Origin of the sequence: uncultured Methylobacterium sp. (genome assembly GCF_964244095.1) — a bacterium.
Classification (GTDB): domain Bacteria; phylum Pseudomonadota; class Alphaproteobacteria; order Rhizobiales; family Beijerinckiaceae; genus Methylobacterium.
Genome location: NZ_CAXTHR010000254.1, coordinates 1 through 3,079, shown reverse-complemented (window position 1 = coordinate 3,079; position 3,079 = coordinate 1). Strand labels below are relative to the sequence as shown.

The following is a 3,079-nucleotide window of genomic DNA, read 5'->3' as shown; positions in this document are numbered from 1 at the left end:
CGCCTGCATGAAGTACTTCCAGTCGATCGAGAACGACAACAACAAGAAGTTCGTCGCGGACTTCAAGAAGATGTGGGGCGACAAGACCGTCATCGGCGACGTGACGCAGGCCGCCTATCTCGGGCCGTACCTGTGGAAGATGGCCTGCGAGAAGGCCGGCTCGTTCGACGTCGACAAGGTGGTCGCCGCCTCGCCCGACCTCGAGTTCAAGGGCGCGCCCGAAGGCTACGTGAAGATCGACCCGAACCATCACCTCTGGTCGAAGACCCGGGTCGGCAAGGCCAAGCCCGACGGCCAGTTCGAGATCGTCTACACCAGCCCCGAGCTGATCAAGCCCGACCCGTTCCCGAAGGGCTACCAGTAGCCTCCGCCGAGCCGTCGTCGCGCGTCGAGAGCATTCGGCGCGCGACTTGCAAGCCAGTCTTCCGCAGGATGCCCCGAACACCGCCGCTCCCGTCCTTCGACCTCGGTCAGCGAGGCGATTTGGCGGGATGCGACGGCAAGGGGCTGCCCCTCGCTGCACGAACCGGGGGGCCACGGTCCTCCGGATATCCCGATGGATCGGAGCGCGCGGATGTTCGGTGAGTACTCCCTCGGCGACCTCGGCTCGATCTTCGCGATGCAGGGCTTCGCCGGCCTGATCCTGTTCTCGGTCTATGTGCTAATGGCGCTCGGCCTCGCGATCATCTTCGGGCAGATGGGCGTGATCAACATGGCGCACGGGGAGTTCATGATCCTCGGCGCGTACATGACCTACCTGTGCTCGTCGTTCTTCCAGGCGCACCTGCCGGCCCTGTTCCCGGCCTACTTCTTCCTCGCGATGATCCTCGCCTTCCTGGCGTCGGGCGCGATGGGGATGCTGGTCGAGTGGGCGCTGATCCGTCACCTCTACAAGCGCCCGCTCGACACGCTGCTCGCCACCTGGGGCCTGTCGCTGATCCTGCAGCAGGCCTACCGCTCGATCTTCGGCGCGCGCGAGGTCGGCGTCGAGCTGCCGGCCTGGCTGATCGGCTCGGTGCAGGTCACCGACTCGATCGAGGTGCCGATCAACGGCCTGTTCGTGATGGCGGTCACCACGCTGATCACGCTCGGCGTCGCGGCCCTGGTCTACCGCTCGCGCTTCGGCCAGCACGTCCGCGCGGTGGTGGCCAACCGCCCGATGGCCGGCGCCGTCGGCATCGATACCGAGAAGGTCGACCGCTACACCTTCGGCCTCGGCTGCGGCATCGCCGGCGTCGCGGGCTCGGCCTTCACGATGATCGGCTCCACGGGGCCGACCTCGGGCCAGCTCTACATCGTCGACACCTTCCTGATCGTGGTGTTCGGCGGCGCGGCGAGCCTGCTCGGCACCATCGCCTCGGCCTTCTCGATCTCGCAGACCCAGTCGACGCTGGAATTCTTCCTCTCCGGCTCGATGGCCAAGGTGCTCACCCTGCTCGCGGTGGTCGGCATCCTGATGCTGCGGCCGCAGGGCCTGTTCACCCTCAAGGTCCGGCGCTGAGGAGTTCACGATGAAGAGCCCGATCCAGACCCTGACCAAGGCGGTCACTGTCAACGACAACCCGTTCATGAAGCCGATCGAGTGGCTGAGCCTCGCGCTGCTCGCCGCCGTGATCCTGATCGTGCTGCCGGGCCTGCTCGACGCCTTCCGCCTGAACTTGGTGGGCAAGTACCTCACCTACGCCTTCGTGGCGCTCGGCCTCGTGATCTGCTGGGGCTACGCCGGCATCCTGTCGCTCGGCCAGGGCTGCTTCTTCGGCCTGGGCGGCTATTGCATGGCCATGTACTTGAAATTGGAAGCCAGCAGCGTCGAAAATACAAAAATCCAGTCGACGCCCGGCATCCCCGACTTCATGGACTGGAACCAGATCACGGCGCTGCCGTGGTTCTGGAAACCTTTTCAGAGCCTGCCGTTGACGCTGATCCTGGTGATCGGCGTACCGGTGCTGTTCGCCTTCGTCATCTCGGCGGCGATGTTCAAGCGCCGGGTCGGCGGCACCTACTTCGCGATCATCACCCAGGCGATCGCCGCGATCCTGACGATCCTGATCGTCGGGCAGCAGGGCTACACCGGCGGCATCAACGGCATCACGGACCTGCGCAGCCTGCACGGCTGGGACATCCGCACGGATTCGGCCCACAACATCCTGTACTTCGTCAACGGCGGGCTCCTGATCGTCTGCATCCTGATCGCGCAGTTCGTGAAGAAGTCCAAGCTCGGGCGCATCCTGGTCGCCATGCGCGACAAGGAGGACCGGGTGCGGTTCTCCGGCTACTCGGTGGCCGGCTTCAAGGTGTTCGCCTTCTGCCTGGCGGCCGCGTTCGCCGCGATCGGCGGGGCGATGTTCACCCTCCAGGTCGGGTTCATGTCGCCCTCCTTCGTCGGCATCGTGCCCTCGATCGAGATGGTGATCTACGCAGCCGTCGGCGGACGGATGTCGCTGTTCGGCGCGGTCTGGGGCACTTTGCTCGTCAACTGGGCCAAGACCAGCTTCTCGGAGTCCTTCCCCGACCTGTGGCTGTTCGGCCTCGGCGCGTTGTTCATCGCCGTGGTGCTCGCCTTCCCGAACGGGCTTGCCGGCATCTGGCGCGAGCACATCGAGCCGCGCCTCACCCGCCGCGTGAAGGCGCTGCGTGCGCCGCCCCCGGTGATCGTCCCCCACGGCGCCCCGGCCGAGTGAGAGCACCATGAACGCCGCGATCCTTCCCTCCTCGGTCATCGGCGCAAGCTCGGCGCCGCCCGACCACCTCCTCGCGGTCGAGGCGCTCACCGTCTCCTTCGACGGCTTCAAGGCGGTCAACGACGTGTCGTTCTACGTCGACCCGAACGAGATCCGGGTGATCATCGGCCCGAACGGGGCCGGCAAGACCACGGTGCTCGACCTGATCTGCGGGCGCACGCGCGCCAGCACCGGCTCGATCAAGTACAAGGGCCAGGAGCTGACCAAGCTCACCGAGAGCGCGATCGTTCAGGCCGGCGTCGGACGCAAGTTCCAGACGCCGTCGATCTACGACGACCTCACCGTGTTCGAGAACCTGGAGATCTCGTTCCCGCGCGGGCGCTCGGTGTTCGGCGCGC

General features: G+C 66.0%; 4 protein-coding genes. All 4 read left to right on the top strand.

Annotation, left to right across the window (positions count from 1 at the left end; genetic code table 11):
* Nucleotides 1–364, top strand: a 364-nt coding sequence (locus tag ACFE86_RS22085) for a transporter substrate-binding protein (protein ID WP_375457454.1), incomplete at its 5' end; no start/stop codon positions are given.
* Nucleotides 365–574: 210 nt separating this feature from the next.
* Nucleotides 575–1,501 (top strand): urea ABC transporter permease subunit UrtB, encoded by a 927-nt coding sequence (gene urtB, locus ACFE86_RS22080; protein ID WP_375457453.1) that lies wholly within the window; start codon nucleotides 575–577, stop codon nucleotides 1,499–1,501.
* 10 nt (nucleotides 1,502–1,511) lie between these two features.
* Nucleotides 1,512–2,681, top strand: coding sequence for an urea ABC transporter permease subunit UrtC (gene urtC / locus ACFE86_RS22075; RefSeq protein WP_375457452.1), 1,170 nt, complete (start codon nucleotides 1,512–1,514; stop codon nucleotides 2,679–2,681).
* 7 nt (nucleotides 2,682–2,688) lie between these two features.
* Nucleotides 2,689–3,079: ATP-binding cassette domain-containing protein (locus tag ACFE86_RS22070; protein ID WP_375457451.1), on the top strand; the 391-nt coding region annotated here is incomplete at its 3' end.